This window comes from Bacillus sp. FSL W8-0920, assembly GCF_038593215.1.
In the GTDB taxonomy this organism is placed as follows: Bacteria; Bacillota; Bacilli; order Bacillales; family Bacillaceae; genus Bacillus; species Bacillus pumilus.
In genome coordinates this window covers 1290852-1303025 of sequence record NZ_CP151974.1, presented here as the reverse complement: position 1 = coordinate 1303025, position 12174 = coordinate 1290852, and the positions used below count along the sequence as shown (strand labels likewise).

Annotated in this window: 11 protein-coding genes and 2 riboswitches; of the genes, 3 read left to right on the top strand and 8 right to left on the bottom strand. The window is 40.2% G+C overall.

Translation table 11 applies throughout. The features are described from left to right. Window positions 1-67: 67 nt before the first annotated feature. A complete protein-coding gene (gene mgtE / locus NSS78_RS06390; protein WP_003212108.1) occupies window positions 68-1426 on the bottom strand; it encodes a magnesium transporter in 1359 nt (452 codons plus the stop codon). Between the two features lie 207 nt (window positions 1427-1633). Next, a riboswitch (M-box (ykoK) riboswitch) is annotated at window positions 1634-1797 on the bottom strand. A gap of 132 nt (window positions 1798-1929) precedes the next feature. Further along, on the bottom strand, window positions 1930-2070 hold the full coding sequence (locus NSS78_RS06385) for a hypothetical protein (protein ID WP_003212346.1): 141 nt from the start codon (window positions 2068-2070) through the stop codon (window positions 1930-1932). 478 nt (window positions 2071-2548) lie between these two features. On the opposite strand from NSS78_RS06385, the gene NSS78_RS06380 reads away from it, so the two are divergent. Then, window positions 2549-3622 carry an aminotransferase class V-fold PLP-dependent enzyme gene (locus NSS78_RS06380; RefSeq protein WP_240792634.1) on the top strand — a complete coding sequence of 358 codons (1074 nt, stop codon included), beginning with the start codon at window positions 2549-2551 and terminating at the stop codon, window positions 3620-3622. A gap of 148 nt (window positions 3623-3770) precedes the next feature. Here NSS78_RS06380 and NSS78_RS06375 read toward each other — a convergent pair whose 3' ends face one another. The 6 genes from NSS78_RS06375 to NSS78_RS06350 all read right to left on the bottom strand — a co-directional run bounded on the left by NSS78_RS06375 (window position 3771) and on the right by NSS78_RS06350 (window position 7921). Continuing rightward, window positions 3771-4289, bottom strand: a complete 519-nt coding sequence (locus NSS78_RS06375) for a PepSY domain-containing protein (RefSeq protein ID WP_050945185.1) — start codon at window positions 4287-4289, stop codon at window positions 3771-3773. A 93-nt stretch (window positions 4290-4382) separates the two neighbouring features. Next, entirely contained in the window at window positions 4383-5072 is a 690-nt protein-coding gene (locus tag NSS78_RS06370) for a PepSY domain-containing protein (RefSeq protein ID WP_003211196.1), read from the bottom strand. A gap of 67 nt (window positions 5073-5139) precedes the next feature. Continuing rightward, entirely contained in the window at window positions 5140-6489 is a 1350-nt protein-coding gene (locus NSS78_RS06365; protein WP_212045797.1) for an ATP-binding protein, read from the bottom strand. A 3-nt stretch (window positions 6490-6492) separates the two neighbouring features. After that, complete coding sequence (locus tag NSS78_RS06360) at window positions 6493-7179, bottom strand: response regulator transcription factor (RefSeq protein WP_212045796.1); 687 nt, start codon at window positions 7177-7179, stop codon at window positions 6493-6495. 235 nt (window positions 7180-7414) lie between these two features. Next, window positions 7415-7618: a helix-turn-helix transcriptional regulator gene (locus NSS78_RS06355; RefSeq protein WP_050945187.1), complete on the bottom strand. Its 204-nt coding sequence runs from the start codon at window positions 7616-7618 to the stop codon at window positions 7415-7417. Next, entirely contained in the window at window positions 7619-7921 is a 303-nt protein-coding gene (locus NSS78_RS06350) for a hypothetical protein (protein WP_050945188.1), read from the bottom strand. It lies immediately after the preceding gene. A 457-nt stretch (window positions 7922-8378) separates the two neighbouring features. Here NSS78_RS06350 and NSS78_RS06345 point away from each other — a divergent pair, with 457 nt between their 5' ends. Together NSS78_RS06345 and metE are read left to right on the top strand one after the other, a co-directional pair. After that, window positions 8379-9338 carry a S8 family peptidase gene (locus NSS78_RS06345; protein ID WP_212045795.1) on the top strand — a complete coding sequence of 320 codons (960 nt, stop codon included), beginning with the start codon at window positions 8379-8381 and terminating at the stop codon, window positions 9336-9338. Between the two features lie 113 nt (window positions 9339-9451). Beyond that, window positions 9452-9643: riboswitch (cobalamin riboswitch) on the top strand. A gap of 153 nt (window positions 9644-9796) precedes the next feature. Then, window positions 9797-12085: a 5-methyltetrahydropteroyltriglutamate--homocysteine S-methyltransferase gene (gene metE, locus NSS78_RS06340; protein ID WP_327840569.1), complete on the top strand. Its 2289-nt coding sequence runs from the start codon at window positions 9797-9799 to the stop codon at window positions 12083-12085. The last annotated feature ends 89 nt before the right edge of the window (window positions 12086-12174 follow it).

Sequence of the window (12174 nt, the reverse complement as noted above, 5' to 3'; positions counted from 1 at the left end):
ATGGAAGCGCTATATGCAATCTTTATTCAAAAAAGACTGTAAAACGTCACGTTTTACAGTCTTCTTGCTACATCAGTGTATGAAGGAATGCAGTTGCAATTCCAAAATAGATCAATAAGGATAAAATATCATTCAATGTTGTGATCAACGGCCCAGATGCAATGGCTGGGTCCACGTTTAATCTGTGTAAAATAATCGGTACAACCGTACCTGCCATTGTCCCAATAATCAGTGTTGCAAGCAGTGAGGAACCGACAACAAAACCTAAAATCATATTGCCCTGCCACACCATTGCGACGACTGTAATAATAATGGAACAGACAATCCCAATGTAAATACTCGTTCTCAGCTCTCTAAAAATAAGGCGCATGATGGTTTTTTTCGTTAATTCTTCTTTTGAAAGCCCTCTAATGACGACGGCAAGAGACTGTGTCCCTGTATTCCCTGTCATCCCGGCAATCATCGGCATGAAGAACGCTAAAGCAACGACTTGCTGAAGGGTACCTTCAAAATAATTTAAAATACTGCCTGAAATCAGCCCAATGAACAAAAGCAAAATGAGCCACGGAAGACGGCGGTATGCCGCCACAAATGCCGGCGTGTCGAACGTGATATCTTTACCAGAGGCAGCAAACTTTTCATAGTCTTCGCCCGCCTCTTGAATCACAACATCAATGATATCATCGACTGTAACAATTCCGACTAGGACATTGTTCTCTTCCACAACAGGAATCGCAAGGAAATCATATCGTTCAATCAGCTTTGCGATTTCCTCCTGATCCTGAAAGGCTCCAACGGCAATGACTCTTGTAAACATGAGATCCTGTACCTTTTCATCCGGTTCACCTAAAATGAGATCCCGGTATGAGAGAACGCCTACAAGCTGTTTTTGATCATTAATCACATATAAATAGTTGATTGATTCCGCAATTTCAGCAAAGCTTTTCAGCTTCACAACGGCATCCTGCACTGTAAAATGCTGAGGAATCCAAACATAACGGTTCGTCATGATCCGTCCCGCTGTCTCAGCAGGATAATTCATAAGAAGCTGGACGGCTTTTGATTCCTCTGCTTCCATGTTAGATAAAAGCTGATCCTTTAGCTCATCCTCCATCTCATCAAACAAGTTGGCTAGATCATCGTTATCCATTTTGTTTGTGACGAAGGTCGCTTTGTCTTTACCTACTTTTTCAAGAACAATTTCTTGATATTCCCGCTCCAGCTCACCCATCATTTCTGTCACGTCATCGACTGGTAAAAAGCTGAGGAAGCGGCCGCGGTGTTTCTCTGGAAGTTCTTTAAATAAGTAGGCCATATCATATGGCTGAAGTTCTTCCATGATGTTTTTAAATTCTTTTCGTTTTCCATCTCTCAGTAAAATAATGATGCGTAAAATGAGTTCATCATACGTAATATTTTGTATCATCGCTGTTACCTCCCCAAAGTCAGGAGATACCCGAATCCCTTAGAATGTGCGGGGGTCAGGATCTCCTCTATCTGATGTCTCAATCTGATCTTTTGACATATCCTCTATGTGTCTCGAATCGGGATGATCCATCCCCACACCTCCTTTTCTCATAAAAAAGCACCTTCAACCGAATGAAGGCGCTTTGTAAGCATGACAAATAAACACTTGCTCCTTCAATCGTAGAGCTTTAGCACTGTATGGCATAGGAAAAATCCAGCTGCATTAAAAATCACCTTATGTCGATGATTTCTGTTGACCCATTGGCGTCTTTGGACATTTTTGGGCAGCAGCGTATCTCCATACAGGAGCCTCACCTAACGAAGTCTCATATTGTTGACACACTGAGATTACAGAAAAAGCGCAGTGATGTCAATAAGCAAGATGCCAATTCCCCTTATGTATTCGCTTACTTTTGAAAAAAAGAGCGATAGACAAAGTAGACTATCGCCCTTTCATGTCTTTTATTCCTCTTCTGGCTGATTCATATCCTCTTGGGAGAGGAGATGAAAGGAATCATGCAAAAACAAAGCATATCCTTCTCCATCAGGATGCGGAACATATTCCGCATGGTCCATTGTCTGCTCTTCTTCTTTTTTCTTCATATTCTCTCGCCTCCTTTCCCGTAGTTTGTCCCAATGAAAAAACCTTACACATGAAAGTGTAAGGAGTGATTAGTACAAAACAGCTGAACTCATAAAGGTGCGGCGAATGTCACCATTGGCAATGCGCTGATAACCGTCGCTTTAGCTAAAAATGAATGATTGTTTACAGAAAAAAGCTCTCTCTGATTAGGGTACAGCCATTGATTGATAACACAATGTATAATACTAAGTATAAAAATTGAATATTGGGGGATATGATGATGGGCGAATCTACACTGAACATGCACTTTTCAAATGATTTATTAAAAAAAGTAAGAGAACAATTTTTATATATTGATGAGGATCCTATCCTAAAAAAGGAACGACTTTTTTTGACAATGCAGGTGGCTCTCTTCGTTTAAAACAGGCAAATCATATATTTTCAATCATTGATGGCATCCCAGATTGTTCTGAAAGAAATCATAAAGCTGCAAAACACTTGATTGATATCCAAAAAAAGGGGATTGTTGATCTTCAAACCATTTTTAACGTGAAACAAGGAAGCTTCGCCACATATCTGACAGCATCACAGGCTATCTTTCAAACTACGGGTATCATTGCAGAACATATTCAAGGAACAAATATTGTCACAACATCCTTAGAACATCCAGCAGCCTACGACGCAGCTAGTTTTTATGCAAATAAATTAAACAAAGAGCTGAGAGTGGCCAAGTCTAATCCTTTAACAGGTGGAGTGAACGTAGAAGACATCTTGGCATTAATCGATCAAGATACTGTTCTTCTAAGCGTCATCTATGCTTCGAATATCTCTGGTGCTATTTTAGACATTGAACAAATTGTACAAGAGGCAAGAAAAAAGAAACCAAACTTATTTATCATGGTTGATGCCGTTCAACATGCACCTCATGGTTTAATTGATATTGAAAAAACACCTGTGGATGTGATAAATTTTGCTCCATATAAATTTTTTGGTGTTAGAGGCTGCGGGATTGCTTATTTATCGGAAAGAGCTGCTCTTCTCCCTCATCATAAGTTAAAAGGAAAGAAAGAAACTGAATGGGGACTAGGAACTCCAGCACCTGCTCATTATGCGGCTATTAGCGCAATTGTTGATTATGTGTGCTGGCTTGGAGGTCATTTTACAACAGTGAATGCCAGACGACAGTTATTCGCAGCAGGTATGGAAGCTATCGGAAAACAAGAAAGGTCTTTATTAAAAATAATGCTAGACGGGACACCCAACGTAAAAGGGCTAAGAGAAATCAAAGGAGTTACCGTGCATCTTGATGACCATGATTTATCAAAAAGAGATTTCATCGTAGCCATATCGATAGAAGGAACAAACCATGAGGATGCAGTAAGACAATATGAACAGCACGGTGTGATCGTATATGAAAGGTTGAATACAAGCATTTATTCTAAAAGGATGCTGGATTCCTTTGGAATGAAAGGGGCTATTAGAATATCACCTCTCCATTGTCATACTATTCAAGAGATTGAGACGTTTTTAAGAACAACTGAAATGATAAGCAATCAACATAAAAAGCATTAACATGCTTGGTGGACAGATACATGGAAGTACGCTATTTAGTTTAAAAGATGATATTCATTTGTACTTAAATATCATCTTCTAAGCAAAAATAACGGTCTGAACCATCGGTTCAGACCGCATACAAATTTATCTTAGGATTGCTGCCGTATTAATCATCCCATTCTTGCTTCAGGATTTTGCCTGTTTTAGCGGAAATCTCAAAATCAACTTCCTCGCCGTTTGGTGTGGTGATTTCGACTTCATACAAGTACACACCATTTTCTTTATCTAAATCAGAATCTGTGACTGTTCCTTTTACTTTTGCAAGGGCAATTTGTTCAGCCTGTTTTTTAGTGATTTTCACATTCTTTTTCTTTTCTTTGACTGGATCATTCAGCGCTTTCCCTGTTTTGGCATCGACATATACTTTATATTCAAAGCCGCCTTTTTTAATCTCGACCTCATACACCCATTTTCCTTTTTTACGCTCAAGATCCACATCGTCCACATAGCCTTTCACAACTTTTAATGCTGCTTTTTCAGCTTGTTTCTTTGAGACAAACGATGATTTCTTTTGCACCACCTGCTCGGCGTTTGCTGTTTGATTTGTATTTTGCGCTTGAAGTGTGAAACCACCTGCGACAAGAGTTCCTGTTAATGCTGTAGCTACTAGTACTTTTTTCATCATGTTCATGTCCTCCTCTATTTGATTTCTCCTTTATCTTAAAGAAACAAGATGATAAAGGAAGGAAAGAAACATGAGAAAATCATGAGAAAAGGATTAGTTTTCGTACGTAATACCTTCAATGTCTCCTGTATATGCGTTCACAAGCACCTCTGCCTCTCGCCCATCAGGCAAATCCAGCTCCACCTCAAAGACGAGCATACCGCTAAATGTTTCAAGATCAGCATCATCCACTGTCCCTCCGACTTCTTTTACTGCAATTCGGATGGCTTCTTCGACCGTGATTTTTGTCATTTTCTTTTCTTTAGAGGTTGGGTTTTTCTTTTCTGCTTCAAGCACCTTAAACGTTTGCTTGTCGACATCGACTTGATATAATTCTTTTTTTGATTGGATCGTAAAAATAAAACGATCGGACTTTTCTTTCTTTTGAATGACCGTACCGCTTACTTTTTTAACAGCCGCTTCTTCTGCCAGAAGCTCAGCATTTTTTTCATTTGGTTTTTGATAGCTTTTTAACTGCTTGATTTCTTTCATTTGACCGCTTGCGGAAGATGCAATGATTTGATAGATCCCATTTGAATTTTCCAGGGTCAAGGTATAGTCCTGTTTATGATTGATTAAATCAATATTTGTAATGTTTCCATTGTAGTCTTTTGCGATGATTTTTTTGATTTCTGCTTCACTTAATATTTTTTGATCAATGGTTTGAATCATGAGCATTGCAAAGGCTGCAAGAACGACGAGACATCCTGCGAGCGCAAGCACCATTTTCGTTTTTCTAGACATGCAGCGCCTCCTTCCTATTTCCTATTTTATAAGGAGGAAATGAGAAATTGATGAGAAAAGACCTATTTTATTTCTGAAAAAGAATGGTCATGGTTGTCCCTTCGCCGATACGACTGTCCACCTTCAGTTCGGCCCCGTGCTCTTCCGCAATTTGCTTCGCAATTGAAAGACCAAGTCCGGTTCCGCCCGTCTCACTGTTTCTCGCTTCATCCACACGGAAAAAGCGGTCAAAGATTTTCGGCAGATCCTCTTCTTTTATGCCAATCCCATGGTCAACGACTGAAATAAACGGCTTCTCTCCCACCCATCCGCAAGTCACATCAACGGCCTCTGTACTATATTTAACTGCATTATCAATCAAGATGGTCAAAAGCTGTTTGATTGTCTCTTCATCCCCCTCAGCGACGAGCGGCTGATCTGTTTGCACATCAGGATCAATGGTTCGATTCGTTGCAACTTCAAGTGTATGACATACCTGCTTGCATAAATGACCAAGATCAACTGGCTTCATGTCCAAGTAAAGCGGCTGACCATTTTTCGCAAGTGTTAATAATTGATCTGTCAGCCTTTTCATTTTTTTCGCTTCATCATGAATCGCTTGAGAGGATTCTTCTATAACCTCTGGACGTGTCTGTCCCCAGCGCTTTAGTAAATTGCTGTAGCTCATAATGACGGTAATCGGTGTCTTCAATTCATGAGAGGCATCATGCAAGAATTGCTGCTCTTTCTCATAATGCTTCTCGAGGATTTCTGACATTTCATTAAAGGTTTGTCCCATTTGATACAATTCATCCTTTGAATCGCCTGCTAGTTTGATTCGCTTAAACGCCTTCTCCTTCATACTTGCCTTCATGGTGCTCGTCATTCTACTAATAGGGCGTACGATTTGTTTTGTTAAAATGTGGCCAGCAAAATAAGAAAGCACTATAATTAAAACGCCAGCAGCGATTAAAATCATTCTTAATAACGCCAAATTCTCTTCCGTATTTTCGATTTCTTCATATACTTGAAGCGACACGATCTCGCCATTTGTCCAAATAACCGGAATCGCAGCGAACGCAACCATATGCTTGTTGTATTCTTTGATTTCTGCTGTCTGACCAGTTTCATATGTAAAAGGCAGTGAGCTAAACGTTGATTCCTTTGTGACAGTCAGCTTTGACTCACCCTTTTCTGTCACGACACGGATCATGCCATTTTGAGGTAGGTACGCCTTCAGCAGCTCCGAGGATGGAAGACCCTCTTCTTCTGATTTTTTTAAAGCAATGGCAATATTTTCAGCAACCTCAGACAGCCGGGACATATCTTTTTGCGTCAAGGTCATCGAAAAAATAAAATAAATGGCTGTATGAAACAGCAGCACCATTAAAAACAAGGACAACGATGTATAAAGCTGAATTTTATTTTTTAATCTCATTCTTTATCCTTTCATCACATAACCCACACCTCTCACTGTGTGAATCAGCTGTTTTTCGAATGGGTAATCGACTTTTTTCCTTAAATAACGAATATAGACATCCACTACGTTTGTGTCACCGAAGTAATCAAAGCCCCAAACGGCTGTTAAAAGCTGATCTCTTGTAAGCACTTGCTGCTGATGCTTCAGCAAGTGGACAAGCAGGTCATATTCTCTCGGTGTGAGCTCAAGCATTTGCCCGGCCCTTTGTATGTCTCTTGTTTTCTCGTTGACGGTCAAATCTGCTATGCTAAGCTCCGTTTCCTTCTCTTCTTGCGCATGAATATTCAACCTTAACTGCGCACGAATTCGCGCTAGTAATTCTTCTATGTCAAAAGGCTTTGTAATATAATCATTCGCCCCAAGATCGAGGCCGCTTACTTTATCAGGCACACTCCCTCTTGCTGTTATCAAAATAATAGGTGTCGCTGTATTTGTCTTTCGAACCCTTCTCAGCACTTCAAGACCACTTAATTCTGGAAGCATGACGTCAAGCAGCACCAAATCGAAGCTTTCCTCTTCAAGAGCCTGGAGTCCGCTCATACCTGTCTCTTTGACTTTGACCTCATATCCTTCATATTCAAGCTCTAGTGACAGCACCCTTGCAATTTTCTTTTCATCTTCGACTACGAGTATCTTCCCTTTGTTCATCTCTATCTCTCCTATCTAAAAGGCAAGCTTGTCTTTCCATTATTATATGTTGCCTTTCCCATTTGGAACAGTCACAAACTTCACGTCTTTTTTTACTTAAAAAGGAACATATATTTAATAAAGCTGTATTCATTTTCATCAATTTTTAAACATAGTCATTCAATCTCACGAAATACAGAGAAATCAAATTGAATAGATGCTCAACAAAAAAAGCCTCTTTCTTGAGGCTTTTTATTTATTTCGTTTTAGGATTATTGTCAAAAAGCTCGTCTACTGTGGTATCCAGAACAGTTGCAATGTCAAAGGCTAATTGTAAAGTAGGATCATATTTATCATTTTCAATGGCATTTATGGTTTGTCTTGAGACCTTACAACGTTTAGCCAGTTCTTCTTGGGATAATTTAAAAGATTTTCTGAGTTCTCTAATATGATTTTGCATTTAATCACCATATTTTTTTCTGTAAATGATTAATGAAAACAAATATATGATTGAGATCAGAGTCAAAAACATGATAGGGGAAACTCCAAAACCTTTATAAGAATTTTTTTCTTGAATCATATAAAATATGGCCTGTGCGACTTCTAATACCAGTATACCGATTACCACCATAAAAGCATAGGATTGAGCTTTCGAGTAGATAAATTTCTTTCTCTCATCACCTTTTTGAATCATTGGTGCAATAAAGATGAACAGTCCGATTAGTAATAATATAACTGAATACACAATTTTTACAACATCCATTTATTCGTCCCCTCTCCATCAAAATGTAAAAAACTCTTTACATTTAAAATCATAGCATCATTCCGATAAATGTCAAATACTTTTTACATTTTATTTTATATAACGTTATCATAAAAAAACAATCATTCGCCCCTCGCTTGTGCTCTTCCTTCCCTTCTATTTATCATCTCCTGATTTCATTGTTATGTAGTTTGCCTCTTTTAGTCCTTTTCACCCATTTTCATCTATACAGGTGCAAGCTCACTATGCAGCATTTCCTTCTTTTTCATATGATATCAAGAGTTTTCCTCAAAAGCTGAGTTCTTTCGTCAAAATGTGAGGAGAACTGCACTTTTGATAATAGATTGATTATTTGAAAAATTATTACAATTGACCCTTTCCGATCAAAAGTTTCTTTTATACAATAACATTACGCAGCCTGAATCTACTTTGAAAACAAAATAAGGAGGGCTTTCTTATGAAAGGTGAAATTCGCTTAATTCCGTATGAAGTAAAAGCCAATGTGATGGAAGCGAAAGAGACGCCGGAAAGTATTCAGGAGATTAAAGCACCCGAACTTTGGTCAAGTGGCTTCAAAGGAAAAGGCATAACCATTGCTGTCCTTGATACAGGCTGTGACACAGAGCATCCCGACTTAAAAGATCAGATTATCGGAGGCAAGAACTTTACCGATGATGACAATGGAGATGCTGAAAATGTAAAAGACTACAACGGGCATGGTACCCATGTAGCAGGAACGATTGCAGCAACAGATCAAAATGGCGGAATTCTAGGGGTTGCCCCTGAAGCCAAGCTGCTGATCGTGAAAGTTCTTGGCGGTGAAAATGGCAGCGGGAAATACGAATGGATCATTAATGGCATCAACTATGCCTCTGAGCAGAAGGTGGATATTATCTCTATGTCTCTCGGTGGTCCAAGCAATGAGCCCGCCTTGCAGGAAGCCATTCAAAATGCGGTGAAAAGCGGTGTACTTGTTGTGTGCGCAGCAGGAAATGAAGGGGACGGGGACGAGCGTACAGAAGAATTCTCCTACCCAGCAGCATACAATGAAGTCATTGCCGTAGGCTCTGTCTCCCTTGCAAGAGAATCCTCTGAATTCTCCAACGCCAATAAAGAAATCGACCTCGTCGCTCCAGGAGAAGACATTTTATCCACTCTTCCTAACCATAAATATGGCAGACTCACAGGCACCTCAATGGCTGCCCCTCACGTGAGCGGTGCACTAGCCATCATTAAAAATGCCGAAGAAGAAGCGTTCCAGCGTAAGCTGACAGAGCCTGAGGTCTATGCTCAGCTTGTCAGAAGAACCCTTCCACTGAAGCAATCTAAAGCCCTCGTCGGAAATGGATTTTTATATTTAACTGCGCCTGATGTCCTTTTAGAAAAAACATTGGAAGCAGATCTTTTATCTCTATAGCTTGAATAGAGGTCCTGAGAATAGATAGAATTTTCTCAGGATTTTTTTAATTAAAATTATTCAAAATTTACTTTGACGAAATGAAATGGACGTTATATAATCGAACACAATAAATTCATAGTTTGAGAGTCGGTAATTCGATCATACGTCGAATTTTAATTGGGAAGACCGGTGAAAATCCGGCGCGGTCCCGCCACTGTGAGTGAGGAGAGCTTTTCTTATGAATCCACTGTCATAAGGACGGGAAGGATGAAAAGCTTGCAGATTCACCAGCCAGGATACCAGCCGCTCTATCACATCAAACCCCCTACGGTTGATAGGAGATGTCGGAAAAAAGCGTCAGTTCTGCTCACGCCTTATTTCGCACACACATTTTGTCTTTTTAAACCAGACATTTGCCCTCATCAATCTTCACCATGAGTGTAAATGTCTTTTTATATTTAGAGGAGGAATTGGAATTGACAATTGTTAAAACAAGTAATCTAGGTTTTCCGAGAATTGGTTTAAACAGAGAATGGAAAAAAGCACTTGAGTCTTATTGGAAAGGTCAAACTGACCGTGAAACCCTCTTAAGCACACTGGATGAACAATTTTTAACTGCCATTAAAACGCAAATTGATCGACAAATTGATGTTGTTCCTTCTGGAGATTTTACCTTCTACGATCACGTGCTCGATACTGCTGTCATGTTCAATTGGATTCCAGAGCGCTTCCGCAGCTTAAAAGACCCGCTAGATACATACTTCGCGATGGCAAGAGGAACAAAAGATGCTGTCTCAAGTGAAATGACAAAATGGTTTAATACAAACTATCACTACATCGTTCCAGAATACGAAAAAACCACCGAATTCAAACTCACACATAACAAACCGCTTGAAGCTTACGAAAAGGTGAAAAAGGCGTTTGGTGTTGAAACAAAACCTGTCGTACTTGGTCTTTATACATTTGTCTCACTTTCTAAAGGCTATGAACCAAATGAAGTAAAAGAGATTCAGCAGCGTCTCGTCCCGCTTTATACTCAAGTTTTAAAAGAACTTGAAGAAGCTGGCGTCAAATGGGTACAAATTGATGAGCCAGCACTTGTCACAGCTTCATATGAAGACGTGAAAGCCGTCAAAGAAATCTATCAAACAATCAAAGAAGCCGTACCTGCCTTAAATATTCTTCTTCAAACCTACTTTGATTCAGTAGATGCGTATGAAGAGCTTGTCACATATCCTGTTGAAGCCATCGGTCTTGATTTTGTCCATGATCAAGGACGCAATCTTGATCAAGTGAAAAAGCACGGCTTCCCGAAAGATAAAATTTTAGCAGCAGGCGTCATTGATGGAAGAAATATTTGGAGATCAGATCTTGGCGAAAGATTGTCATTCGTTTCTGAGGTCATTGCTGACGCTCAGCCGAAGGAAGTATGGCTGCAGCCATCAAGCAGTTTGCTGCATGTACCAGTTGCAAAACACCCAAGCGAACAGCTTGAAGAAAAACTATTAAACGGACTTTCTTATGCTACTGAAAAGCTGGCTGAATTAACAACATTAAAAGAGGGCTTAACAAAAGGAGCTGCGGCGATTGAAGCCGCCATCAATGAAGCCAAGCAAGCACTTCTTACTTTAAAAGAATTTGCAAAAGGAACCAATGCGGATTTCACAGCAGAACGCAACAATCTTTCATCGAAAGACTTTAAACGTCCAGTTGCCTTTGAAGAGCGCCTTCGTATCCAAAACGAATCTCTTGAACTGCCGCTCTTGCCAACAACAACCATTGGCAGCTTCCCGCAGTCTGCTGAAGTGCGCAGTGCTCGTCAAAAATGGCGTAAAAATGAATGGACAGATGCAGAATATGATGAATTTATTAAGAAAGAAACAAAAAGATGGATTTATATTCAGGAGGAAATCGGTCTGGACGTTCTCGTACATGGAGAATTTGAACGTACAGACATGGTTGAATACTTTGGTGAAAAGCTAGCCGGATTTGCCTTTACGAAATTTGCTTGGGTACAATCCTACGGCTCACGCTGCGTGAAGCCGCCAATCATTTATGGAGATGTCGAGTTTACAGCGCCAATGACCGTGAAAGAAACGGTTTATGCACAAAGCTTAACGGAGAAAAAGGTCAAAGGAATGCTGACAGGTCCTGTCACCATCTTAAACTGGTCTTTCCCAAGAACAGATATCACCCGAAAAGACATTGCCTTCCAGATTGCTTTCGCATTACGTAAAGAGGTAGAAGCGTTAGAGGAAGCAGGGATTCAAGTTATTCAAGTGGATGAACCTGCGCTAAGAGAAGGTCTTCCGCTCAAAGAAAGTGATTGGGCAGACTATTTAAACTGGGCAGCAGAGTCGTTCCGTCTATCAACATCATCTGTTCAAAATGAAACGCAAATTCATACACATATGTGCTACAGTAACTTCGAGGATATTGTCGATACGATCGAAGACCTTGATGCCGACGTGATCACAATTGAACATTCACGCAGTCATGGCGGATTCCTCGATTACCTAGAGAAGCATCCGTATTTGAAAGGCCTCGGACTTGGTGTATATGACATCCATAGCCCGCGCGTTCCATCTGTCGAAGAAATGAGTCAAATCATTGATGATGCGCTGAACGTATGCCCGACAGATCGCTTCTGGGTGAATCCTGACTGTGGACTAAAAACGAGACAAGAGCCTGAAACCATTGCTGCTTTGAAAAACATGGTGACGGCGGCTGAAGTCGCTCGTAAAAAGCTGTCGCAGCATGCATAATTGATTTCCTCTCCCCTGCTATCATGGCGGGGGATTTTTATGTGCAAATTGTCCTGCTTGACCATCTACTAGGAGGTTTCCTTTTCTAG